The sequence below is a fragment of the Streptomyces sp. NPDC050418 genome (assembly GCF_044458745.1).
Taxonomy (GTDB): Bacteria; Actinomycetota; Actinomycetes; order Streptomycetales; family Streptomycetaceae; genus Streptomyces.
Window position 1 is genome coordinate 1 of the sequence record NZ_JBITIG010000005.1, and the last position, 23,140, is coordinate 23,140.

The window sequence follows — 23,140 nt, forward strand, 5'->3', positions numbered from 1 at the left end:
CCGACCATGACGGTCGAGACGGGGTTGTCAATCTGGCGTTGACTTTTGGCACGCTGTTGAGTTCTCAAGGAACGGACGCTTCCTTTGTACTCACCCTCTCGGGCTTTCCTCCGGGCTTCCCTTCGTTCTTGCGTTTCCGACTCTATCAGACTCTTTCGGGCCCGATTTCCTCGGTGCCTTTCGGGGTTTCCGCTTTTCGGCGGTTTCCCTTTCCGGCGAGACCGACTTTATCAGAGGTTCTCGGCCGGTCTGACCAGCCTTGGATTCTGATGAATCGGAAGGGGCTTCGTGAGGAATGAATTTCCTGCGAAGCAGTAGATGTGAAGTGCTGCTACTGAACCTACCCGGTTCCAGGCAACTGTTCGAATCTACCTCCCCTGTCCAGTCGTGTCAACGACTTTCTGGGGCGGAGAGGACAGTAGCAGGTCAGGAGGGGTGAACGCACATCATGCGGCGATCGGCACGGACGCGCTGCGTTCTGCTTCCGCCACGTCTCCGTGTTCACCGGCGCGGACTGCGCGGCCGCCCACCACGTACGCGTAGAGGAGAAAGGCGAGTTCCGCGACGACGCCGATGGTGATGCGGGCCCAGGTCGGGAGGCCTGACGGTGTCACGAAGCCTTCGATGATTCCTGAGATGAACAGGACGAGGGCGAGGCCGATCGCCATGCCAACTGCTGCGCGTCCTTCTTCGGCGAGGGCTGTACGGCGGGTGCGTGGGCCGGGGTCGATGAGGGTCCAGCCGAGGCGGAGGCCCGTACCCGCGGCGACGAAGACGGCCGTCAGTTCCAGGAGGCCGTGCGGCAGGACCAGGCCGAGGAAAGTGTCGAGGCGGCCGGCGGAGGACATGAGGCCGATGCCGACGCCCAGGTTGAGCATGTTGAGGAAGAGGATCCAGATCACGGGGAAGCACAGGAACGCGCCCAGGACCAGGCACATCGCCGCGGCCTGGGCGTTGTTCGTCCAGACCTGGGCGGCGAAGGACGCGGCCGGGTGGCTGGAGTAGTACGTCTCGTAGTCGCCACCGGGCCGTGTCAGCTCGCGGAGCTCCTCGGGGGCCGCGATGGCGGACTGGACTTCCGGGTGGGTGCCGATCCACCAGCCGATGACTGCCGCGAGCAAGGTGGAGAGGAGGGCGACGGGGACCCACCAGTGGCGGGTGCGGTACATCGCCGCGGGGAATCCGGTGCCCAGAAAGTGCGTGACGTCGCGCCATGACGCGCGGCGCGTACCCGTGACCGCACTGCGGGCGCGGGCCACGAGCTGGCTGAGGCGGCCGGTGAGCTGCGGGTCGGGGGCACTGGACTGGATCAGCGACAGGTGGGTGGCGGTGCGCTGGTAGAGGACGACGAGTTCGTCCGCCTCGGCTCCGGTGAGGCGACGCCGGCGGCGCAGGAGTGCGTCCAGGCGGTCCCACTCGGCGCGGTGTGCGGTGACGAAGACGTCGAGGTCCATCCGGCGGCTGCTCCCCTTGCTGCGGCGCGATGTGCACTCAGCTTGGCAGACTGTCGTATCCAGGGGCAGTGCGGGAAGGGCGGGACGCATGAGTGAGCTGGTGACCGGCGAGGCCGTGGCGCTGGAGCTGCGGGCCGCCCGGCTGCCCAGTCGGGCGTTGGCGGTGCTGATCGATCTCGCCGCGGCGATCGGTGTGTACGTCGCCGTGTCGGTGGCGCTGTTCGCAGCCGCCGGTTCGCTGGACACGGCGGCGCAGGCGGCGATCTCGGTGGCGACCTTCCTTCTGGTGCTGGTCGGCGGGCCGATCGCCGTGGAGACGCTGAGCCATGGACGATCGCTGGGGAAGCTCGCCTGCGGTCTGCGGGTGGTACGCGATGACGGTGGGCCGATCCGTTTCCGGCACGCGCTCGTACGCGGGGCGATGGGGGTCATCGAGATTCTCGGCACGGCCGGGGTCGTCGCGTGCATCGCGTCGCTGGTGTCGGCGCGTGGGCGGCGGCTCGGGGACGTGTTCGCGGGGACGCTCGTCGTGCGGGAGCGCATTCCGGTGGCGCAGTCCGCCTTTGTGCCGCCGCCTCCGCCGTGGCTGGTGGGGCGGTTCGCCGAGCTGGATCTGTCCGGCGTGCCCGACGGGCTGTGGCTGGCCATCCGGCAGTACCTGACGCGGATGGGGCAGCTGGATCCGCAGGTGGGGTGGTCGATGGCGAGCCGGCTCGCGGCGGATGTCGCTGCGTGCACCGGAACGGCAGCGCCGCATGGTGTGCCGCCGGCCGCGTATCTGGCGGCGGTGGTGCATGAGCGTCAGGCGCGGGATGCGCGGAAGGCCTTCGGGGTGGTGCGTGCGGGTGCGGGTGCTGGTGCACCTGCGACCTCGACTGCGTATGGGGCTCCGGTTGTGATGCCGCCAGGTGCCTTCGTGCCACCCGTGGGAGCGCCCTCGTATCAGCCGGTTCAGCCAGTTCAGCAGGTTCAGCCGGCTGAGCAGGTTCAGCCCTCGTACCGCTCTCCGGTGAATGAGCCCGCACGTCCGGCGCAGGAGGATGCGCCGCCCAGGACCGGGTTCGCGCCGCCTGCTTGAGCGGAGACCGTCCGAGGAGACGGTCGGCGGAGGCGGTCAGTGAGGAACGTCAGCGGAACACCGTCGGCGGTGACTCGAGGTGTTCGAGTTCGAGGCCGGGTGCCGCGAGGACGACGTCGCCGGCGATGTGGATGCTGTGCTGCTCGCCCGTGTCGAGGTCGCTGACCTGGTATTCGTCCACGGTCAGCGGGCCGTTGTCAGTGGCGTGTGTTTCGCTTTTCAGGAGCGACCAGGACTGGTCGAGCGTGCGCGGGGCGAGTACGGGGTCGGTGAAGCGGACGAGGCGCACGCGTCGTGCGGGGGCGTCGGGGGCGAGTCGCAGCATCCGGGCTGTGGCGATCAGAAAGGCCGGTGAGCTGCCGGCGAAGGCGTGGGCCTGCACATTGCCTTCGGTGGCGTGCTCTCCGGTGGGATCGGTGCGCACCCAGGTCACCCCGTCGAGTGCGGCGCCTCGCACCTGCCAGTCGGAGGCGTGCAGTTCTACGCGGATGGGGCGGCCCAGTTCGTCGACGGCCAGGTCGACCGATCCGGTGAAGTCGCCCGAGGGGGAGGTCAGTTGGGAGACGTAGCGCCAGCCGGAAGGGCCGGGCGCGCAGTGGAAGTGCTCTTCACCGAGGGGGGTGTGATCGTGCGGATCATGGAGCGAATAGCGGCCGCGGGGCATGGGTCGGGTCCTTGCTGAGTCCTGCACGAGGGCCGGAGTGGCCTTGGCCGGTACGGGCCTCGGTGGTCGGGCCGGTACGAGCCTTCTGTGGTCGGGCCGGTGCGCGGGCTTTCACCGGCGCGGCCGGGCCGGCACGGAGGCAGGCCCCCGCCTGAGGGGCGAGGGCCTGCCTGGCGCCAAGTGCTCCGCCGGTGACGGCCATTCACGCCGAGCTTCTGCTGACGTACGCCTTTGTCCTGCTCGCAGGGCGTACGTCCGGCAGGTGCCGGGCGGTGCCGGCCGCCTGGGGCGGGATCAGTAGCGGTAGTGGTCCGCCTTGTACGGGCCCTCGACCTTCACGCCGATGTAGTCGGCCTGCTCCGGACGCAGCTCGGTGAGCTTCACACCGAGGGAGTCCAGGTGGAGGCGGGCGACCTTCTCGTCGAGGTGCTTCGGCAGCACGTACACGTCGGTCGGGTACTGCTCGGGCTTCGTGAACAGCTCGATCTGGGCCAGCGTCTGGTCCGCGAACGAGTTGGACATCACGAACGACGGGTGGCCCGTCGCGTTGCCCAGGTTCAGCAGGCGGCCCTCGGACAGCACGATGATGACCTTGCCGTCCGGGAACGTCCACGTGTGGACCTGCGGCTTGACCTCGTCCTTGACGATGCCCGGGATGTTCGCGAGGCCGGCCATGTCGATCTCGTTGTCGAAGTGACCGATGTTGCCCACGATCGCCTGGTGCTTCATCTTGGCCATGTCCGCGGCCATGATGATGTCCTTGTTACCGGTCGTCGTGACGAAGATGTCGGCCTTGTCGATGACCTCGTCGAGCGTGGTCACCTGGTAGCCGTCCATCGCCGCCTGCAGCGCGCAGATCGGGTCGATCTCGGTGACGATGACGCGGGCGCCCTGGCCGCGCAGCGACTCCGCGCAGCCCTTGCCCACGTCGCCGTAGCCGCAGACGACGGCGGTCTTGCCGCCGATGAGGACGTCGGTGGCGCGGTTGATGCCGTCGATCAGCGAGTGGCGGCAGCCGTACTTGTTGTCGAACTTCGACTTCGTCACGGCGTCGTTGACGTTGATCGCCGGGAACAGCAGCGAGCCGTCACGGTGCATCTCGTAGAGGCGGTGGACACCGGTGGTGGTCTCCTCCGTGACGCCGCGGATCTCGGAGGCGAGCTTGGTCCACTTCTGCGAGCCCTCGGTGATGGTGCGGTTGAGGAGCTGCAGGATGACGCGGTGCTCGTCGTTCTCGGCGGAGTCGACCGAGGGGACCTTGCCGGCCTTCTCGTACTCGACGCCCTTGTGGACGAGGAGGGTGGCGTCGCCACCGTCGTCCAGGATCATGTTCGGGCCGCCGGTGGGGGTGTTCGGCCAGGTCAGCGCCTGCTCCGTGCACCACCAGTACTCCTCCAGCGTCTCGCCCTTCCAAGCGAAGACCGGGATGCCCTGGGGGTTGTCCGGCGTGCCGTTCGGGCCGACGGCGATGGCCGCGGCGGCGTGGTCCTGCGTCGAGAAGATGTTGCAGGAGACCCAGCGGACCTCGGCGCCCAGGGCGACAAGGGTCTCGATGAGGACGGCGGTCTGCACGGTCATGTGCAGCGAGCCCATGATCCGCGCGCCGGCCAGCGGCTGCGAGGCGGCGAACTCCTCGCGGATCGACATCAGGCCGGGCATCTCGTGCTCGGCGAGGGTGATCTCCTTGCGGCCGAACTCGGCCAGCGAGAGGTCGGCGACCTTGAAGTCCTGTCCATTGACAAGAGTGGTCATGTGAAGCTGCTCCCAGATCGGAGGCGGTTTTTCGGGCATGGAGCGGCTGCGGCGCGGGCACACGGATGCGCGGGCGGTCAGGCAGCCCGCGCAGGTGCACAGGGGTGCACCCGGTAACTCGCAGCGCAGTCCGTCGGAGGCCCTCTCTCCCTCGGACGGCCCATCGCGGACCGCCCGACCGCCATCAGCAGCGACGTCTGTCAGGTCACGAATCTACACCGATCGGCCCAGCGGGCAGTAGCCCGCCCCCGGGACGTACCCTCGATGATCGCTGAGGGCCCGAGGTCCGGTGAAGTGTGGTCCACAGGCCCATTGGATCCGGGCCTTTTAGACTTTTGCCCGTAGACCTGCGCATAGCAGGATGCGGTGGGCCGAACCCCCCGGCGCAGGACAGGTGCCGGCGGGGACGACACAAAGCTTGAGGAGATCCACGTGACCAGTCCGGCGCAACCCCCCGCGGGCGCGGGGCCCGATGGGCGGAAGCTGAAGCTCCTCGCGGTCACCGCATGCCCCACCGGTATCGCCCACACGTACATGGCGGCCGAGAAGCTGCAGCAGGCGGCCGAGGGTCTCGGTATCGAGATGAAGGTGGAGACGCAGGGTTCGATCGGGACCGAGAACGTCCTCACTGACAACGATGTCAGAGAAGCGGACGGCATCATCGTCGCCGCGGACAAGGAAGTCGATCTCGACCGCTTCGCCGGCAAGAAGCTCGTGACGGTCCCCGTCGCGGACGGCATCCACCGCCCCGAGCAGCTGATCGCGGACGTGCAGAACGCGAAGGTCTACGCGGGCGGCGGTGGCGGTGGCGGCGCCGCAGGCGGTTCCGGCGGCGGGGGTGCGGGCGGGGGCAAGGAGCGGAGCCTCGCGTACAAGGCGCTGATGAACGGTGTCTCGTACATGATTCCGTTCGTCGTCGTCGGCGGTCTGCTGCTGGCGATCTCGCTGTCGCTGGGCGGTCACGCGGACGCCAAGGGCGGCCTCGTGGTCCCCGAGGACACCTTCTGGTACTACGTGCAGAAGCTGGGCGAGACCGGCTTCAAGCTGATGCTGCCGATCTTCTCCGGCTACATCGCGTACGCGCTCGCCGACCGTCCCGCCCTCGTGCCCGGCATGATCGGCGGCTTCCTGGCTGCCGACGCCGTCAACATCTACGGGGCGGACGCCAACGCGGGCTTCCTCGGTGCCATCGTCACCGGCTTCATGGCCGGCTACCTGGTGATGTACATCAAGAAGATCAAGGTCCCGAAGGTCGTCATGCCGATCATGCCGATCATCGTGATCCCGATCGTCTCGACCCTGATCGTCGGCCTGCTCTACATCTATCTGATCGGCCAGCCTGTCTCGTGGCTGTTCACGCAGTTGCAGGACTGGCTGAACGGGATGACCGGCTCCAGCGCGATCGTGCTCGGCGCGATCATCGGTCTCATGATCGCGTTCGACATGGGTGGTCCGGTCAACAAGACGGCGTTCCTGGTGGCCGTCGGTCTCATCGGCACCAACAACGCGGTGATGGGTATGGCCGCGGCCGCCATCCCCGTCATGCCGCTCGGCCAGGGTCTGGCGACGCTGCTGCGCAAGAAGTTCTACTCGCAGGAGGAACAGGAGACCGGTCTCGCGGCCTTGTTCATGGGATTCTTCGGCATCTCGGAAGGCGCGATCCCCTTCGCCGCGGCACGGCCCGCGCAGGTCATCCCCGCGAACATGCTCGGCGGCGCGGTCGCCGGTGCCATCGCAGGTGTGGCCGGGGTCGAGGACTCAGTACCGCATGGTGGGCCGATCGTCTCGCTGTTCGGTGCGATCGGCGGCGTGGTGATGTTCTTCGTCGCGATCATCGCGGGCACGCTCGTCACCGCCTTCACCACGAACGCGCTGATCTCCCTCAAGGCCCGCAAGGACGCCGACGCCACGGCGTCCGGTGCGCGCGAGCCGGCGCTCGCCGGTGTGGGGGCGGGGGCGAAGTCCGCCGGTGCCGCTGCGGGTGCCGCCGGTACGGCGTCCGCCGCCGCCCCGGCCGGTGTCACGTCCACCGCGGCGCCGGTCACGGCCGAGCCGCAGGACAGCGACGAGGTCCTCTCCGGCTATCTCACCGCGCAGACCGTCAAGGTCCAGCTCACCGCCGACGAGAAGGAGGCGGCCATCCGCGAGATGGCCAACATGCTGGCCACCACGGGCAAGGTCAACGACACCGAGGAGCTCGTGCAGACCGCGCTGCGCCGTGAGGCGCAGGGCACCACGGGTCTCGGCGAGGAGATCGCGATCCCGCATGCCAAGACGGATGCGGTCAGCTCGCCCGTGGTCGGGTTCGCCCGGTCCGCCGAGGGTGTCGAGTGGGGTTCGCTGGACGGTACGAAGGCCAAGCTGATCTTCATGATCTCGGTGCCGGAGGCTGCCGCGGGCGACGAGCATCTGCGCATCCTGGCGCTGCTCTCGCGCAAACTGATGGACACCGGGTTCCGTGAGCGGCTGCAGGCGGCTCCGGACGAGGCGGCGGTCCTGGACGTGCTGCGCGAGATCCGGTAGCCCGTACCCGCATACGGCGACGGGCCCCGCACCTCGAAAGGTGCGGGGCCCGTCGCCGTACGCAGAAGGCTCAGTGGCCGCAGAGGCTAGGTGGCCGCAGAGCTAGTGGCCGCCGGAATCCCCGGTCGAACCGCCGGGCGACTTCGCCGGGTTCTCGCCCGCCTTCGCCGCCGCCTCGCTGTAGATGTCCGGCTCCAGGTAGATCACGCGGGCGATCGGGACGGCGGCGCGGATGCGCTCCTCGGCCGCGTTGATGGCCGTGGCGACCTCGGCCGCGGTGGCCTCGTTCCGTACCCCGATCTTGGCGGCGACGAGCAGCTCCTCCGGACCCAGGTGGAGCGTGCGCATGTGGATGATGCGGGTGACGGAGTCGCCGTCGACGACCGCGTCCTCGATCTTGGCGACCTCCTCGATGCCCGCGGACTCACCGAGCAGCAGCGACTTGGTCTCCGCAGCGAGGACGATCGCGATCAGGATGAGCAGCACACCGATGCAGAGGGTGCCGATGCCGTCCCAGACGCCGTCGCCGGTGGCGAGCGCGAGGCCGACGCCGCCCAGGGCGAGGATCAGACCGACGAGCGCGCCGAGGTCCTCCAGGAGGACGACCGGGAGCTCGGGCGCCTTTGCCCGGCGGACGAACTCCTTCCACGACTGCTTGCCGCGGATCGCGTTCGACTCCTTGATGGCCGTACGGAACGAGAAGGTCTCCGCGATGATCGCGAACACCAGGACGCCGACCGGCCAGTACCAGTGCTCGATCGCGTGCGGTTCCTTGATCTTCTCGTAGCCCTCGTAGATCGCGAACATGCCGCCGACCGAGAAGAGGACGATCGAGACGAGGAACGCGTAGATGTAGCGCTCGCGCCCGTAGCCGAAGGGGTGCTGCGGGGTCGCCGCGCGCTGGGCCTTCTTGCCGCCGAGCAGCAGCAGGCCCTGGTTGCCGGAGTCGGCCAGCGAGTGGACGCTCTCGGCGAGCATCGAGGACGAGCCGCTGAAGATGAAGGCCACGAACTTCGCCACCGCGATGGCGAGGTTGGCAGCGAGTGCCGCCACGATCGCTTTGGTGCCGCCTGACGCACTCATGTCTCGTCCGATGTCCCTTCGAAAACCGCTGACGAACCCTCGGTCGGATCCGACGCCACGCAATGTCCGCACCGCCGGCCGGGCCGTGCGGTGGGCCATTGTTGCAGCAGTTGGGACGGACGGTGCGTCAGGCCACCACGGTGGCGCGGAAGATGGTCCCGTTTCCGGAGATCTGCGCCTTCTCGCCCGCGGGGACGAAAACCGACTGTCCGGGCGCGAGCTCGAACTCCCCCGCGCGCACCTCCCCGGCCGTGCAGAGCAGGATCTGCGGCGTACGGGCGGTGAGGTCGCTCGCGGCGGAGCCCTCGGCGAGGACGTACCGCGAGAGCCGGAACTCATCGATCGGCGTCTCGTAGACCTCCTCGCCGTCCGGGCCCGCCTCGGGACGCAGGACGCCCGGGTCGGTGGCCTCGAAGCGGACGATGCGCAGCAGTTCGGGTACGTCGACGTGCTTGGGCGTGAGGCCGCAGCGCAGGACGTTGTCGGAGTTGGCCATGATCTCGACGCCGAGTCCGTTGAGATACGCGTGCGGCACACCGGCCCCGAGGAACAGGGCCTCGCCGGGCTGGAGCCGGACGTAGTTGAGCAGCATCGCCGCGATCACGCCCGGGTCGCCGGGGTAGTGGTGGGCGATGCTCGCGTACGGGGTGTAGGCGCCGCCCAGGCGTTCGGCGGCGGCCGTGGCCTCGCCGACCGTGGCGGCCATCGCGTGCTTGTCCGCGGTGAGGATCGCGGTGAGCACCTCGCGTAGCGCGGCCTCTTCCGGGTGAGCGTGCAGCAGGTCGGCGTACGGCTTGAGGGAGTCGATGCCGAGGCCGGCGAGCAGCTCGGCGGCCTCGTTCGGATCGCGGAAGCCGCACAGGCCGTCGAACGGGGTGAGCGCGCAGATCAGTTCGGGCTTGTGGTTGGCGTCCTTGTAATTGCGGTGCGGGGCGTCAATCGGGACGCCGCGCTGCTCCTCGTCCGCGAACCCTTCCTTCGCCTGCTGGAGGTCGGGGTGCACCTGCAGCGACAGCGGGGCGCCGGCCGCGAGCAGCTTGAGCAGGAACGGCAGCCTCGGGCCGAACTTCGCGACGGCCTCGGCGCCCAGTTCGGCCTCGGGGTCGGCGTCGATGACCGCGTTGAGCGGGCCGCGCTCCAGGCGCGAGGGGGCGCCGGGATGCGCGCCCATCCACATCTCGGCCTGCGGCTCCCCGCTCGGCTCCACGCCGAGGAGCTGAGGAATCGCGGTGGTGGAACCCCAGGCGTACGGGCGGATGGTGTTGCTGAGGCGGTCCATGAGGGGCTTTCTGTCGTACGTACGGGAGTCAGGTGCCCGCAGCGGCGGGCACCGGCAGGTCCGGGGTGAGCGGGAGGCTCGGGGTGGCGCTTCGCTGTGGCGTGCCGCTCCACGGCGGCGTGGCACTCCGTCGCGGCGTGCCGCTCATGATCGGCCCCCCGAAGCGAGCGCCAGGTAAACGGCGGCGAAATCCGTGACGGCGATCAGCTCCGCCAAGGTCTCCAGATCGCTGCCTTCCTGCGGTTCGAGCTCGCTGATCGCGATGTCGTGACCGAGCGCCAGCTCGCGGGCGGCCGGGGCGGCGCTGAGCCCGCCGGTGGGGCGGTCGCGCAGCAGGACGGCGCGGGCGCGCAGGGCCTGCGGTTCCTCGACACGGTCGCGGAAGAAGTCGTCGGGGTCGCCGCCCGCGGCGAGGTCACCGGTCAGGAGCGAGCCGTGGGCGGGCAGCGCCTCGGGCAGTTCGCCGGCGAGGGCGGCGCGGCCGGCGATCTCGGCGAGCAGCGCGGCGAAGCGGCGGCCGACCGGGCCCGCGGAGGGGCCCTCGGTCCAGATCAGCGGCAGCGACTCGTCGAGCTCGGCGGCGAGGGTCTTGGCCGGATTGCTGTACGTGGCGATGGCCGGCCCGCAGCGCTCGGCAGTGCTGTCGAGCCGGTCGGCGACCTTCTGCAGGCCGTCGGGCTTGGCCTCCAGGAGGCCCGCACGGTCGAGCAGGGCGAGCAGCGGGGTGAGCAGCGCCCACAGGGCGTCCGGCCCCGCGGCCGCGCCCTCCTCGTACTCCGCCGTGTAGAGGCTGGTCGCCATGGGGACCGCGAGGCCGTGCTTGGCGCCGACCGTCTCGTGCAGCGGGGTTCCGGCGGGGGCGACCGTGGTGACCGAGCAGCCCCGGCGGTACGCCTGGTCGGCGAGGAGCTCCAGGCCGGGCTCGGCGCCGTCGGGGGTGGCGATCAGGAGCAGGTCGACGGGGCCCGCCCAGCCGGGCAGGGTCCAGCGGAGGGCTCCCGCGGCGGGGGCCACCCCGGTGGGCTGCAGCCGGATGACGGGGCAGGCACCGTGCGCCAGCGTGGCGATCAGGTCGGCGACGCTCGCGGCGGCGGCACCGGGGCCCGCGATGATGACCGCGCGGGGGCGGCCCTCGGGGCGGAGCGCGGCGATGCCCGCCTCGTCGGCGTGGCGGATCGCGGTGCGCACGCGCGCGCCGGCCTCGGCGGCGCCGCGCAGGAGACCTCTTCGGTCGGCCCTGGCCAGGGCTTCGGGGGTGTCGAGCAGCGAATCGTCCAGCACGGTGCGGGCCTCCGATTGCCTGTCAGGCATCTGCCTCTGTGGCTCAGCCCTCGGGTGCGGCGCGTGGCTACGGCCCTGGTGTCATGGCGCGTGGCCACGGCTCGCCCCTCGGGTACGGCTCGTCGGTACGGGCCTTCGGTCAGGCCGGGCGGCGGGCCTCGTCGACGAGGAGGACCGGGATGCCGTCGCGGACCGGGTAGGCCAGACCGCAGTCGGTGCCGGTGCAGACCAGCTCGGTGTCCGCCTCCTTCAGGGGGGCGTGGCAGGCCGGGCAGGCGAGGATCTCGAGGAGGCCGGCTTCGAGCGGCATGGTGGTGGTCCGTCCCTTCGAACGTGTGCTTTGACCACGTCAGCGTATCGCTGAGTGGGTGTGAGTGGCTGGTCCTGCGGTGTGGTGCGGGCGGCGGGGCCCGCGGGTCCGGAGGCGCTGCCCCGGACCCTGCGGGCTCGGGTGGCTCAGGCCCGTACGAGTGCGAGCACCTCGTCCCGTACGCGCTCCATCGTCGCCGTGTCCCGCGCCTCCACGTTCAGCCGGAGCAGCGGCTCCGTGTTCGAGGCGCGGAGATTGAACCACCAGTCGTCGGCCGCGACCGTCAGACCGTCCAGCTCGTCGAGCGCGAGGCCGTCGCGGCCCTCGTACGCGGCCTTCACCGCGGCCGCGCGGCCCGCCTGGTCGGCGACCGTCGAGTTGATCTCGCCGGAGCCGGCATAGCGGTCGTACTGCGCCACGAGACCGGACAGCGGGCCCTGCTGTCCGCCGAGCGCGGCGAGGACGTGGAGGGCGGCGAGCATGCCCGTGTCCGCGTTCCAGAAGTCCTTGAAGTAGTAGTGCGCCGAGTGCTCTCCGCCGAAGATCGCGCCGGTGGCGGCCATCTCCTGCTTGATGAAGGAGTGGCCGACGCGGGTGCGGACCGGCGTCCCGCCGTTCTCCCGCACGACCTCGGGGACCGACCACGACGTGATCAGGTTGTGGATGATCGTGCCCTTGCCGCCGGCTTTCGCCAGCTCGCGTGCCGCGACCAGGGCGGTGATCGCGGACGGGGAGACGGGCTCGCCGCGCTCGTCCACGACGAAGCAGCGGTCCGCGTCGCCGTCGAAGGCGAGGCCCAGGTCGGCGCCCGCCTCGCGCACCCGCTTCTGCAGGTCCACGATGTTGGCCGGGTCCAGCGGGTTGGCCTCGTGGTTGGGGAAGGTGCCGTCCAGCTCGAAGTACATCGGGACGAGGTCGAGCGGCAGGCCCTCGAAGACGGTGGGGACGGTGTGCCCGCCCATCCCGTTGCCCGCGTCCACCACGACCTTGAGGGGGCGGATCGACCTGAGGTCGACAAGATTGCGCAGGTAGGCGGCGTAGTCCGTGAGCGTCTCGCGCTGTGTGATCGCGCCGGCGGCCGCGGCCGGGGCGGGGGCGCCCGAGACGGACCACTCCTCGACCAGCGCGCGGATCTCGGACAGGCCGGTGTCCTGTCCGATCGGGGCGGCGCCCGCGCGGCACATCTTGATGCCGTTGTACTGAGCGGGGTTGTGCGAGGCCGTGAACATCGCGCCCGGCAGACCGAGGTCGCCCGACGCGAAGTACAGCTGGTCCGTGGAGCAGAGGCCGATCTCGGTGACCGCGACGCCGAGCGCCGCCGCACCGCGCGCGAAGGCGCGCGACAGGCCGGGCGACGAGGGGCGCATGTCATGGCCCGTGACGATCGCGTCCGCACCCGTGACCCGCGCGAACGCGGCGCCGAACAGCTCCGCGAGCGGCTCGTCCCACTGGTCGGGAACCACGCCGCGCACGTCGTACGCCTTCACGATCTGCGACAGATCAACCACAGCCCAAGCCTCTCTGGAATTCGGTGCGATGCCCCAAACGTACCTGCCGAGGCCGACGGCCCGTGTCCGCCTGTGGATAACCTGTCGAACACAGGCTGAAGTAGAGGTGCTCCGTCCGCTTGACCACGCGAAACGCGCAAGCGCCACCCGCCTCTACGGCAGCATCCATCCCAGCACCGAGGTGCTCTGCAGCACCACGATCAGACACATCACCAGAAGCAGCCCGAGGCTCCACGGCAGCACCTTGCGCAGCAGATCGCCTTCCTTGCCCGCGAGGCCGACCGCCGCGCACGCGATGGTGAGGTTCTGGGGCGAGATCATCTTGCCGAGCACTCCGCCCGAACTGTTCGCCGCCGCAAGGAGATCGGGCGAAAGGCCCGATTCGCGCGCCGCGGTCACCTGCAGCGCCCCGAACAGCGCGTTCGCCGAGGTGTCCGAGCCCGAGACCGCCACCCCGAACCAGCCGAGCACCGGCGAGAGGAACGCGAGGCCCGCGCCCGCCGCCGCCACGAAGTGCCCGATCACCGCGGCCTGCCCGGACAGGTTCATCACGTACGCGAGGGCGAGCACCGAGGTCACGGTCAGGATCGCGAAGCGCAGTTCGTGCACGGTGGCCAGCCATTCGCGCACGGCGGGCCTCAGCCGCACCCCGATCACGGCGGCCGTGCCAACTCCCGCGAGCAGCACGAGCGTTCCGCCGGTGGAGACCAGCGGCAGCGAGAACACGTTGGCGCCGACCGGTTCTCCGTCCGCGTTCCCCACGTCGAGCAGCGGCCAGTCGAAGACCTGGGTCGCCTTGGCCAGAAAGTCCTTGACGGGCGGGATCTGGGCGACCGAGAAGACGGCCACGATCAGGGCGTACGGGGCGTAGGCGCGCACCACTTCGCGGCGCGGGTCCTCGACGTCCAGGTCCTCGCTGCGTACGCCGGTGAGCACCGCGGCCCGTACGGGCTCCGCGGCCGGTTTGCGCGCCCCGGGCACCGCGACCAGCGCTGCCGCACCGGCGAGCGCGGCGCCGATGTCGGCGAGTTGGGCGGAGACGTAGTTGGAGGCCACGAACTGCGCGACGGCAAAGGCGGCACCGCAGACGAGGGCGGGCGCCCAGGTCTCGCGCAGCCCGCGCCGCCCGTCGACGAGGAAGACGAGCACAAGGGGGACCACGAGCGCGAGCAGCGGCGTCTGGCGTCCGACGACGGAGGCGACGCTGTCCAGCGGAAGGCCGGTGACCTGTGCGAGCGTCACGACCGGGGTGCCCATGGCACCGAACGCGACGGGTGCGGTGTTGGCGACGAGCGCGACCACGGCGGCCTTGACCGGGTCGAAGCCGAGCGCCACCAGCATCACGGCGCTGATCGCGACGGGCGCACCGAATCCGGCGAGCGCCTCCAGGAGCGCACCGAAGCAGAACGCGATGACGAGGGCCTGGATCCGGGGGTCGTCGGAGAGCCGGCCGAAGGAGCGGCGCAGGATGTCGAAATGGCGGCTGCGGACCGTCATCCGGTACACCCACAGCGCGTTGACGACGATCCACATGATCGGGAACAGCCCGAACAGGGCTCCTTGCGCCGCGGCCGAGACGGTCTGGACGACCGGCATCCCGTACGCGATCCAGGCCACGGCCGCCGCCACGGCGAGGCCGATGAGACCGGCGCGGTGGGCGCGCATACGGACCGCGCCGAGCAGCACGAGCACGGTGATCAGCGGCAGCACCGCGACCAGTGCGGACAACGCGAGCGAGTCGCCTACGGGTTCAAGATCCTGGACGAACACACGGGCCTCCCGGATCCCGTGATGTCCGGTCGCCCTCCGTCGCCCCGGTACGCGGAAAGCGTTTTCTCACGGGCGGAAAAATGGTCGTGTCCACGACAAGGGCACGTCAATGCTTCGTACAGCAAAAGGTGTTGGAGGAAGTGTGCGGATCCGTAGCGCGCAAATCCACTGAACGGAGTTCAGGACTCCGGTGACCTGAATGCTTCAGGACTCCGGTGACCGCAGCACCCTCAGGTGCCCTCGCCGCGCGACCTCCATCGGGTCGGCGCCGGTGCGCCCTCCGTTGCCACCGGCTTCCGCCGTGCGCTCTTGGGGCCTCGCGGCCTCACGCACGGCATTGGCGAGGGCTTCGAGATCGTCGCCACTGGGGCGGGGCGGGGCGGAGCCGTCGGCGAGGCGGACGACTTCCCAGCCACGCGGGGCGGTCAACCGCTCGGAGTGCTCGGCGCACAGGTCATAGCAGTGCGGCTCTGCGTACGTGGCGAGCGGACCGAGCACGGCGGTCGAGTCCGCATAGACGTACGTCAGCGTCGCGACGGCGGGACGGCCGCAGGCTGTGCGCGAACAGCGACGTACGAGGCTCACGACGTTGGACGGTACCGCACTCTTGAGCGGGCCGCGACGACTCTCCACGAGGTCACTCCCCCGTGTCGTCCCGTGGACCCTCCCGCACCGGCTTCCGCACCCTCCCCGCTGACCTGCGCCGGGCCCATCCGGCGCGGTGGCGAAGGGTGTTGAATCCGGTCACCACTCGATGCAAATGCCGTCATTTGCCATGATTCGGATGGTCGTCGATCTATACGGAATCGTGCCCAAGCGCGATCCGAACGGTCAGGAAGCGACATCACCCCCGCCGAACGCCACACCGCCTGTACCGTCCCCGCGCCACGGCCGCCCCGCCCCCACCCCGCCCCTCGCGCCGGGAACCGCGGCTGTCGGTCCGGAGGACTAGGCTTCAGCGGTGATGGACAGCCCCGTACCGCCCCGCCCCACCGAGCCAAGGCCCCGCCGCCGCGACCGTCACGGCCGTGGCATGCGCGGCCCCGTCGCGCCCCCGCAGGTGCCGCTGTCGGCGAGCCGGGCCGAGGCCTTCACCGACCTGGTGCAGGACTCCGTGGAGCGGCTGGAGCGACGGCTGCCGCAGCTCACCGATGTCGAGTTCCTCGTGCTTGAGGTACCCCGCACCCAGACGCCCGCGGGTGAGCTCGACGCGGAGTTCGGCGGAGGTTCCGTGCCGTTGGGTGGCATCGTCCCGGCGCGCGAGGGCAGGCCGGCGCGCGTGGTCATCTACCGGCGCCCGGTGGAGATCCGCACCAAGAGCCGCGACGAGCGCGCGGCGCTGGTGCACGAGGTGGTCGTCGAGCAGGTCGCCGAACTCCTGGGTCTGTCCCCGGAGTCGGTCGATCCGCGCTACGGCGAGGACTGACCTCCGCCGGCCCTCACCCGTATGCGCGGGGCTCGCGGGGCTACTTCTGCAGCACCGACAGATCCTGCTCCGCCCGCGGCACCGACACCATGCCGCGGTCGTACGGCAGCGTCTGCACGGTGAACATCGGGACGCCGCTGTCGGGGAGTTCGAGCATGCGCGCCGCGTGGACCGTGCCGGAGAGCGTCTCGACCGTCAGCGCGTACGCGCCTTTCAGGCCGGACGGCGCCTCCGGCTCCACGTCCAGCGTGGTGCCGCTGCGCACGGTGTACGTCTTCGTCGTGGACGTACCGCCGCTGCTGCCGTCCGACGAGGTGACCCTCACCTTCGCCGTGCCGTGCGGTGCGGTGAGGCTGAGCGTCGAACCCTTGGCGCGGTTGTCCGCCGAGGTGGCGCGCTCGCCCACGGCGGGCGCGGCCGGGATGAACGCCACGTCCTGCTTGGCACCCTTGCCGCGGGTCACCCGCAGCGCCGCGACCACCGGAACGGACCGGTCGGTGGGTGTGAGCACCAGCGAACCCGGCTCGCCCCGGGTGAGCTCGCCGAGGTCGGTCGCAGCGGTCATTCCGCTCTTGATGTGCAGCGTCTCGTTGCCCGCCGGGGTGATCGAACCGGACGGACCCATCAGGGCGATCTTCAGATCCGCGTCCTCGTCGGCGGGCGTGAAGGCCATCAGCCGGACCGACGTGGCGTCCTCGGGGATGCCCGGCAGGACGAGGCTGCCACTCGGGTCCGCCGAAGCGGCGAGCCAGTCGGCGCCCAGCTTCTCGTCCGCGACCTGCACCGCGGCGCCGATCCGGCCCGTCCGCGCGGTGACATGGGCAGTCACGTTGGTCACGGGTTCGTCGGTGAGGGTGGACAGGAGGACCGCGCGGCTGGAGTGCGGCGGGACCGTGAACTCCGGGTCGCCCTCGGACTCCAGCGCGCCCTCGGGCCCGAAGAGCTCGATGTCGACGACGGCCGCCGTGGGGTCCGGGTTGGTCAGGTGGACGTAGTCGGCGCGCTCTTCGGCGGTGCTCGCGCCCGGGAACCAGAAGTCGGTGTCCGGTGCGCCGCAGCTGAGCCCGAGCAGGCCGCGGCCCTCGCCCGGCGGCATCTCGGTGGTCTGCTGCACGGTCCAGCCGGGCGCGAGCGCGCCGTCGGACGCGCCGATCAGGGCCGGGGACTCGGCGCCGGATGCCTTCGCGGTGACCGGCTTGCCGACGGCGTCGGCCTCGAGGGCGGGCTTGCGGTCCTTGTCGTCCTTGTCCTTCTTCTCGCCGTCCTCCTCGGCCTTCGACTCGTCGACCGCGCGGTCGAGGCGGGCCTCGCCCTTGGCCGCGCCGCCCTTGGACTTCGGCGTGAACGAGACGTACGCGGTGTCGGCCAGCTCGGACGCGCTGGGCGACGGGCACAGCAGCGACGACCGGTCGACCGGCCGCTGCGCGGCGGCCTGCGCCGGCGCCCCGTCGCCGTCCGGCGCATTGAGCGCCGCGAACCCCGTCAGGGCGGCGAGCGCGGTGCCCGCCGCGATCAGGGACACGGTCGTGCGGGACAGGGTGGTGCTGATCACTGCCGGCTCCCGTCGGGGCGCTCCTGGTCGGTCTGGCTGCTCTGCCCGTACGGGCCCGGGTCCTGGCCCTCGTACGGCCCAGGCTGCCCTTCGTACCCGGCGGGTTCCTGGCCGCCGTACTGCTGCGGGCTACGGCCGTCGTACGCGCTCGGGTCGTACCCCGCGCCGTAGGGGGCGTCGCTGCTCGCGGTATACGTGGCGGTCCCGTCGTCATACGCGGCGGGGTCGTAACCACCCTGCGCGAAACCGGTGTTCTCTTCGTACGCGCCCGCGCCCGCGCCGTCGCCCGCGCCTTGCGTGGGGAACGAACCCGTCCCGTACGCGCCCGTCGCGCCATAGCCCTGGCCCTCGTAGCCGTACGGGTCGAACTGGCCGCCCCCGTCGGTGCTCCCGCCCGCCTGGTACGGGTCGGTCGTGCCGTAGGGCTGCTGGTAGGAGCCCGCCTCGTAGGACTGGAACTGCTCGCCGGCCGCGACCGGCTGCTGCTCGTCCCACGCCCCGTACGCCGCCTGCGCGGGCACCTCGGCGGACTCGGGCTGCTCCCCCGCCGCCTGCGCGGCCTCGGCCTGCGCCCGCAGCCTGCGGGCCCTGCGGCCCTCGCCGGGTGCCGCCTGGGCGGGCAGCGCGACGGTCTCCTGAGGCAGGTCGTCGTCCACGTCCCTGCGGCGGCCCGGCAGCGCGAGGACGACGAGCACGAGCGCGAGCGAGCCCTGGATCCAGAGCCAGCCCGTGTGCGTGCCGGAGTCCTCGTGGACGATGCTCAGCCGACCGCCGTTCGCGGGCAGTTCGAAGCCCTGCGCCCAGCCGTCGACCGTCTTCTTCGGCAGCGGCCGGCCGTCGAGCGTGGCCGTCCAGCCCTCGGTGGCCGCGTCGGCGAGCCGCAGCACGCGGCCCGCGTCGCCCGCCGGGATGTCCGTCGCCACGTCGACCGGACCCGCGGCGACCGGCACGGGGGCCTCGCCTCCGGAGACGATCGCGGCGCGCGAGACCTGGCGGTCCACCCGCCACAACGAGGTGCCGTCCTGCTGGCTGAGCCGGGACAGACCGGGCGTGGAGTCGAGGACGCGCTGGACGCGGCGCGGCGCCCCGTCCTGCACCATCACGTACCGCACGGCGAAGCCGCCGAGCTCATCGGCCTGGTCGGCGCCCGAGCCCGCCACGAGCCGGGCCACGGTCTCGTCGAGGAGGTCGGCGCCCGGGCCGCCCGAGGTCAGTTCGGCGTCGCCGAGGCGCGCGCCCGCGCCCCGTACGAGTGTGTAGGAGACGCGGTTCTCGTCCTCGCCGGCGAGGACGAGGGTGCGGGCCTGGTCGCGGGTGCCGGCCTCCTCGGCGACGAACGCCGGGACCTGTGCGGGGTCGGTGCGCTGCAGCGGGCCGTCGGCGCCGCGGATCATCCAGCCGGCGGCGGACAGGAGCGGTGCCGCGGCGGCGGCAAGTGCGATCAGCGCGGCCACCGGCTGGCGCCAGCCGAAGCTCTGCTCGGCCACGCGGGAGCGGGCACCGTCGGCGCCGAGCACCGCGGCGGCGATCAGCGCCATGCCCTGTACGAGCGTGGCCGGTCCGGCCCAGGTGGAGCCGTTGGAGAACGCGGCGAAGAAGAAGCCGGTGAGTGCCACCGCCCACGCCGTACGGATGGGGAGCACCCGCTCGCCGCGCAGCAGCGCGCCGAGCGCCGCGAGCACGACGCCGATCAGGATCAGCCCGCCGACGGTGCCGGGACCGCCGGGGCTCGCCCCGAGCAGGTCGAGCGCGCCCGCCGAACCGGCGCCGAAGCCGAGGCCCGCCTCGCGGAAGAACCCGAAGGGCAGCAGCGAGAGCGACCAGGGGGCGAGGATCAGGAGCGGGGTGCCGAGCTGGGCGAGGAGCCGCAGCCCGTACGCGGTGAGGTCGCCGCGGCGCAGGACGAGGAGTCCGATGCCGAGAAGCAGCGCAATGGGCCAGACGACCGGGGTGAACGCCGTGGCGATCGTGAGCAGCAGCGCGTACGCCCAGGTGGCGCGCCAACTCCCGCGTACGCCTTGGCCCGTGCCCGGTCCGTCCGTGCGCAGCCCGCCGGCGGCGATCGCGGCGCGGGCCATCAGCGGCAGCAGCACGGCGAGCACCGCGGTGCCGATCCGGCCGCCCGCGAGGGCGCCCGTGGCAGCGGGCAGGAAGGCGTACGCGACGGCCGCCCAGGCGCGCAGGAGGCGCGACTGGACGAGCGAGCGCGACGCGAAGTACGCGGTGAAACCGGCCAGCGGCACCGAGCACACTAGGAGCACGGTGACGGCGAGCCCGGTCGAGCCGAAGAACGCCGAGGAAAGTCCGGCGACGAGCGCGAGATACGGCGGTGCCGCGTCCGTACCGCCCGTGCCGACCGTGTGCCAGCTGTCCAGATAGCGCGACCAGAGCCCGGCGGCGTCGGAAGGCGCGGGCAGCAGGGCGCCGCCGGCCAGCGCGCCGCCGCCGATCAGCGCGCGGCAGGCGATCAGCGAGACGAAGAGGAGCACCACGAAGAGCATGGGGCCGGGCTTGCGCGCGATCCGCTTGAGCCGGACGAACTGCTCGACCTCGAGGAAGTCGGCGTCATCGCCGCCGGGCCCGGACTCGACCGCGCCATGACGCCCTGCGGAGGTCTCGGGGTCGCTGCGGCCCACGACTTGGGACGCGACCTGTTCGACGGTGAGCCGCACGGTGGCGCCCGGCGGCGGGAACAGCGGCCGCAACTCGGCGGCCTCCACGACGGAGCGTCTGCGGCGGCGCGCGCCGATGATCCGGCCGGGGCGCAGCAACGTACCGAAAAGGCCGGTCACTTCGTCGACAGCCTGGCCGGGTGCCTTGCCGACCAGATAGGCGAGCGTACGGACGAGGGTGCCGAGCACCAGGCGGACGAGCACCCAAGGGAGCATTGCCGCGCGGGTGTTGGTGAGCAGGGTGTAGACCGCTCCGGCCTTGTCTACGCGGTGCGGGCTCGCGCTGGTGCGGCCGACGCAGTCGACCGTGCGCCGCTCGCGCGAGGCGGCCTCCGCGTGCCGCAGCACGGCGTCGGGTGCGATCAGGACGCGGTGGCCGGCGGCCTGGGCGCGCCAGCACAGGTCGACGTCGTCGCGCATCAGCGGGAGACGCCGGTCGAAACCGCCCAGCTCCTCGAAGACATCGCGCCGGATGAGCATGCCCGCGGTGGACACGGACAGGACGGGCCGCACCTGGTCGTGCTGCCCCTGGTCCTGCTCGCGGCGGTCGACGCCGGTCCAGCGGCGGCCGCTGTGCGCGATGGACACTCCGACTTCGAGCAGCTGCCTGCGGTCGTACCACCCGCGCAGTTTCGGCCCGACGACGGCGACTTCGCGGCCGAGCTCCCGTTCGTTCTCCACCACGCGCAGCAGCTCGGCGAGCGCGTCGGGCTCGGGGGCGCTGTCGTCATGCAGCAGCCAGAGCCACTGGACCGGGTCTCCGTACGGCAGGTCGGGCAGGTCGTACGCGTCGTCGCGCCAGCTGCGGCTGACCGGGTCCCAGCCGCTGGGGCGCTTGAGATACGGCAGCTCGTCGGGCGAGAGGATCCCGGCCGTGCGCGCTGCCTCGTCCACGGCGGCGCCGAAGCCGCTGCGGCGGGCGAGGTGCAGCACCCGCTCGGCGCCGAGCGCTTCGGTGACCAGGCGTGCGGAGTCGTCGCTGCTGCCGGTGTCGGCCGCGATCACGTTCTGCACCGGGCGCTCCTGTGCGAGCAGCCCGGACAGGGCCTCGGGCAGCCAGCGGGCTCCGTCGTGCGAGACCAGGACGGCGGTGACCACGTGCTGCGGGTGTTCGGGCGCGCGCGTGGGATCGAACAGCGCCGGGCGGTTCGGATCGGCTGCGGCCGCGCTCTGGGCGCCGGCCGGTGAGCTGTGCACGGACATCGAGGTACAGGCCCCGGTTCGATGGACTGCGGTGGACGCCTGTGCCCAGCGGGGGACACGGGGCGTCTCGGACGGGGCAACACACTAACGGCATCGAAACAACGAGGTCCGCCGCCTGTGGATAACCCACGGACGACGGACCGTTCCTTACGTATGCCTGTGTGCGGTTTGATCGAGCTTGTGCGCCCCGGGGTCAGACCGCGGCTTTCTTCAGGCGCCGGCGCTCGCGCTCGGACAGACCGCCCCAGATGCCGAAGCGCTCGTCGTTGGCGAGCGCGTATTCGAGGCACTCGGAGCGGACCTCGCAGGCGAGGCAGACCTTCTTGGCCTCGCGGGTGGAGCCGCCCTTCTCCGGGAAGAAGGACTCGGGATCGGTCTGGGCGCACAGCGCGCGCTCCTGCCAGCCGAGTTCCTCTTCCGCATCATCCTCGACCAGCACTTGCTGGAACGACTCGGTCATGTGCGCCCCTCGTCTGTCTGTGCAGCCCCGTGTTGGTGCCTGTCCGTGGCCGATTTCGGCCGAACGACACGAGTGAAATTACAAGTGTGCCGATCCGGGCCAGTCAAGCCGAGATCTGCTATTGGGCCCCTTATTCACTCTGCGGAACCAAGGCTTTGCGGAAAGTGTTCAAATCGCCATAAAGGCAGACACTCTCTCGGGGCCGCACCCTTGACGTTTACGTGCTCGGGTACTGCGCCACTTGTCCTTTGCTGGCTCTGCACAAACCTTTCAGCAGACAGGACAACCGGATACGGTGAAACATATCTCGCAATACGGACATTGGGTTGACAGTCTGTGTGTGAACCGGTCTCCTGGTGGGCATGCTCGCGAACTTGGCGCACACCCGGACCCACAGCAGTGGGTTCCGCAGTGCTGCGCTCGCGAGCTGTTGCTGTTGCTGTCCCAGCTGTTGAGCCGTACACGCTCCAGCCGTCGAGCCCTCGTCGCTCCGGCTGTTCTCAGACCTCCGACGCCAGCACTCTCCTCCTGAGGAACCCCGAACTTCATGAACAGCGACAGCGACCTGCAGATCGCCGGCGACATCCTCGAAGTCCCGCACCTGTTGCAGCCCGCCCGTGAGCACCCCGCCACCCTCGCCGAGTTCGTCGGCCTCGCGCGCACCATCGCCGCCGACCGCTCCCAGTGGGAGCACCTCGTGCGGTACGACGCGACCAGCCGCTGGTACCACCGGCTGCGTACGGGACCCGGTTACGAGGTCTGGGTCCTGAGCTGGGTGCCCGGACAGGGCACCGGGCTGCATGGCCACGGCCCGTCCTCCGGTGTCCTGACCGTGCTCGACGGCGAGCTGACCGAGCACACCCGCACCGGAACCAAGGCGCTCGGCGCCGGTGCGCAGAAGGTGTACGCGCCGGGCTCCGTGCACGAGATCGTCAACGACGGCCTGGAGCCCGCGGTCAGCCTTCACATCTACTACCCGGGCCTGACCGAGATGCCGATGCACAGCCGCACGGCCGAGGCGTCGCTCGGCACGGCCGAGGCGTCCGTCTCCGTCTGAGCCGTCGGCGTCCGAGCAGCCTCTGACCTCGTATTTCCTTGCCGGGTCCGGTAGTTATCCACAGGCTC

At 70.9% G+C, this 23,140-nt stretch carries 18 protein-coding genes; 5 read left to right on the forward strand and 13 right to left on the reverse strand.

Features of this window, described 5'->3' with window-relative positions; genetic code table 11:
* A partial coding sequence (locus ACIBI4_RS12810) for a hypothetical protein (RefSeq protein WP_399203792.1) occupies nucleotides 1-299 on the forward strand: 299 nt, incomplete at its 5' end.
* Nucleotides 300-446: 147 nt separating this feature from the next.
* Here the strand turns inward: ACIBI4_RS12810 and ACIBI4_RS12815 are convergent.
* Complete coding sequence (locus ACIBI4_RS12815; RefSeq protein ID WP_399203793.1) at nucleotides 447-1,454, reverse strand: stage II sporulation protein M; 1,008 nt, start codon at nucleotides 1,452-1,454, stop codon at nucleotides 447-449.
* An 88-nt stretch (nucleotides 1,455-1,542) separates the two neighbouring features.
* Between ACIBI4_RS12815 and ACIBI4_RS12820 the strand changes: the two genes are divergently transcribed.
* Entirely contained in the window at nucleotides 1,543-2,532 is a 990-nt protein-coding gene (locus ACIBI4_RS12820; protein WP_399203794.1) for an RDD family protein, read from the forward strand.
* Nucleotides 2,533-2,581: 49 nt separating this feature from the next.
* Here ACIBI4_RS12820 and ACIBI4_RS12825 read toward each other — a convergent pair whose 3' ends face one another.
* Both ACIBI4_RS12825 and ahcY read right to left on the reverse strand, forming a co-directional pair.
* Nucleotides 2,582-3,196 carry a hypothetical protein gene (locus tag ACIBI4_RS12825; RefSeq protein ID WP_399203795.1) on the reverse strand — a complete coding sequence of 205 codons (615 nt, stop codon included), beginning with the start codon at nucleotides 3,194-3,196 and terminating at the stop codon, nucleotides 2,582-2,584.
* Between the two features lie 294 nt (nucleotides 3,197-3,490).
* Nucleotides 3,491-4,948, reverse strand: a complete 1,458-nt coding sequence (ahcY, locus tag ACIBI4_RS12830; protein ID WP_399203796.1) for an adenosylhomocysteinase — start codon at nucleotides 4,946-4,948, stop codon at nucleotides 3,491-3,493.
* A gap of 432 nt (nucleotides 4,949-5,380) precedes the next feature.
* Between ahcY and ACIBI4_RS12835 the strand changes: the two genes are divergently transcribed.
* Entirely contained in the window at nucleotides 5,381-7,471 is a 2,091-nt protein-coding gene (locus ACIBI4_RS12835) for a fructose-specific PTS transporter subunit EIIC (RefSeq protein ID WP_399203797.1), read from the forward strand.
* Nucleotides 7,472-7,573: 102 nt separating this feature from the next.
* Here the strand turns inward: ACIBI4_RS12835 and ACIBI4_RS12840 are convergent, their stop codons facing one another.
* From ACIBI4_RS12840 to ACIBI4_RS12870, 7 genes are all read right to left on the reverse strand, one after another.
* Nucleotides 7,574-8,554 (reverse strand): cation diffusion facilitator family transporter, encoded by a 981-nt coding sequence (locus ACIBI4_RS12840; RefSeq protein ID WP_399203798.1) that lies wholly within the window; start codon nucleotides 8,552-8,554, stop codon nucleotides 7,574-7,576.
* A gap of 127 nt (nucleotides 8,555-8,681) precedes the next feature.
* On the reverse strand, nucleotides 8,682-9,833 hold the full coding sequence (gene manA, locus ACIBI4_RS12845) for a mannose-6-phosphate isomerase, class I (protein ID WP_399203800.1): 1,152 nt from the start codon (nucleotides 9,831-9,833) through the stop codon (nucleotides 8,682-8,684).
* A gap of 144 nt (nucleotides 9,834-9,977) precedes the next feature.
* Entirely contained in the window at nucleotides 9,978-11,114 is a 1,137-nt protein-coding gene (locus ACIBI4_RS12850; protein ID WP_399203801.1) for an SIS domain-containing protein, read from the reverse strand.
* 139 nt (nucleotides 11,115-11,253) lie between these two features.
* On the reverse strand, nucleotides 11,254-11,424 hold the full coding sequence (locus ACIBI4_RS12855) for a Trm112 family protein (RefSeq protein ID WP_399203802.1): 171 nt from the start codon (nucleotides 11,422-11,424) through the stop codon (nucleotides 11,254-11,256).
* Nucleotides 11,425-11,570: 146 nt separating this feature from the next.
* On the reverse strand, nucleotides 11,571-12,932 hold the full coding sequence (locus ACIBI4_RS12860) for a phosphomannomutase/phosphoglucomutase (protein ID WP_399203803.1): 1,362 nt from the start codon (nucleotides 12,930-12,932) through the stop codon (nucleotides 11,571-11,573).
* A 153-nt stretch (nucleotides 12,933-13,085) separates the two neighbouring features.
* A complete protein-coding gene (locus ACIBI4_RS12865; RefSeq protein ID WP_399203804.1) occupies nucleotides 13,086-14,702 on the reverse strand; it encodes an L-lactate permease in 1,617 nt (538 codons plus the stop codon).
* Nucleotides 14,703-14,906: 204 nt separating this feature from the next.
* Nucleotides 14,907-15,335 carry a DUF3499 domain-containing protein gene (locus ACIBI4_RS12870; RefSeq protein ID WP_399203805.1) on the reverse strand — a complete coding sequence of 143 codons (429 nt, stop codon included), beginning with the start codon at nucleotides 15,333-15,335 and terminating at the stop codon, nucleotides 14,907-14,909.
* A gap of 331 nt (nucleotides 15,336-15,666) precedes the next feature.
* Between ACIBI4_RS12870 and ACIBI4_RS12875 the strand changes: the two genes are divergently transcribed.
* Complete coding sequence (locus tag ACIBI4_RS12875) at nucleotides 15,667-16,128, forward strand: metallopeptidase family protein (RefSeq protein WP_399204292.1); 462 nt, start codon at nucleotides 15,667-15,669, stop codon at nucleotides 16,126-16,128.
* A 40-nt stretch (nucleotides 16,129-16,168) separates the two neighbouring features.
* Here ACIBI4_RS12875 and ACIBI4_RS12880 read toward each other — a convergent pair whose 3' ends face one another.
* The 3 genes from ACIBI4_RS12880 to ACIBI4_RS12890 form a co-directional block, all read right to left on the reverse strand.
* On the reverse strand, nucleotides 16,169-17,665 hold the full coding sequence (locus ACIBI4_RS12880; protein WP_399204293.1) for a DUF5719 family protein: 1,497 nt from the start codon (nucleotides 17,663-17,665) through the stop codon (nucleotides 16,169-16,171).
* Nucleotides 17,666-17,676: 11 nt separating this feature from the next.
* Nucleotides 17,677-21,555, reverse strand: a complete 3,879-nt coding sequence (locus ACIBI4_RS12885) for a glycosyltransferase (protein WP_399203806.1) — start codon at nucleotides 21,553-21,555, stop codon at nucleotides 17,677-17,679.
* A 193-nt stretch (nucleotides 21,556-21,748) separates the two neighbouring features.
* On the reverse strand, nucleotides 21,749-22,015 hold the full coding sequence (locus ACIBI4_RS12890; protein ID WP_399203807.1) for a WhiB family transcriptional regulator: 267 nt from the start codon (nucleotides 22,013-22,015) through the stop codon (nucleotides 21,749-21,751).
* A 547-nt stretch (nucleotides 22,016-22,562) separates the two neighbouring features.
* Between ACIBI4_RS12890 and ACIBI4_RS12895 the strand changes: the two genes are divergently transcribed.
* Nucleotides 22,563-23,072, forward strand: a complete 510-nt coding sequence (locus ACIBI4_RS12895) for a cysteine dioxygenase (protein WP_399203808.1) — start codon at nucleotides 22,563-22,565, stop codon at nucleotides 23,070-23,072.
* Nucleotides 23,073-23,140 lie beyond the last annotated feature (68 nt).